The following is a 771-nucleotide window of genomic DNA, read 5'->3' as shown; positions in this document are numbered from 1 at the left end:
AGGAGCTCGCCGCCGCCCTGGCGGTGGTCCGAGCCCGCGCCGCAGCGGCCGCCTCGCTCGCCCCCGCCGCTCCGCGGCGACCGGACGAGTGGGCGGACAAGACGCGCGCCGTACGCGGCGGAGCCCGGCCACAGCCGGGCCCGACGGCGTGGAGCCGCACCTACTGGCCGCACTGAACCCGGCCGACCGCGGCGTGCCCTCGCCCCACCCCGCCGACCATCCGAATCGGAGAACCATGAACCCCCTGCAACAGCGGACAGCCGGTGCCGGAGCCGGTACCGCACCGGCCCCCCGCGCCCGAGTGGTGATCGCCAAGCCCGGGCTGGACGGCCACGACCGTGGCGCCAAGGTCATCGCCCGCGCCCTGCGCGACGCCGGCTACGAGGTGATCTACACGGGTCTGCACCAGACCCCGGAGCAGATCGTCGCGACCGTCATCGCCGAGGACGCGCCGATCCTGGGCCTCTCGGTCCTGTCCGGCGCCCATCTGACGATCGTGGAGAAGGTGATCAAGCTGCTGGCGCAGCAGGACGCGGGCGACACCCGCATCCTCGTCGGCGGCATCATCCCCGACGCCGACGTCCGCGCACTGCAGGCCATGGGCGTCCACGGGGTGTTCACCCCCGGCGCGGACATCGGCGGGATCGTCGAGACGGTCCACCGGCTGAGCGCTTCCCTCGACCGCACTCTGGAGCAGGCATGCTGACGAAGGTACTGATCGCCAACCGTGGCGAAATCGCTGTCCGTGTCGCCCGGGCCTGCCGTGACGCC

Annotated in this window: 3 protein-coding genes; all 3 read left to right on the top strand. The window is 73.4% G+C overall.

Annotated features, from left to right (window positions below; all coding sequences use genetic code 11):
• A partial coding sequence (locus ACFSL4_RS36175) for an acyl-CoA carboxylase epsilon subunit (protein WP_381092264.1) occupies positions 1-176 on the top strand: 176 nt, incomplete at its 5' end.
• A gap of 59 nt (positions 177-235) precedes the next feature.
• Entirely contained in the window at positions 236-706 is a 471-nt protein-coding gene (locus tag ACFSL4_RS36170) for a cobalamin B12-binding domain-containing protein (RefSeq protein ID WP_381092260.1), read from the top strand.
• The coding region (locus ACFSL4_RS36165; protein WP_381092262.1) for a biotin carboxylase N-terminal domain-containing protein at positions 700-771 on the top strand (72 nt) is incomplete at its 3' end. The genes ACFSL4_RS36170 and ACFSL4_RS36165, both read left to right, overlap by 7 nt.

The organism is Streptomyces caeni, from assembly GCF_042678285.1.
GTDB lineage: Bacteria > Actinomycetota > Actinomycetes > Streptomycetales > Streptomycetaceae > Streptomyces > Streptomyces caeni.
The sequence above is the reverse complement of the archived record's forward strand: the minus strand, read 5'-3'. Positions and strand labels throughout refer to the sequence as shown.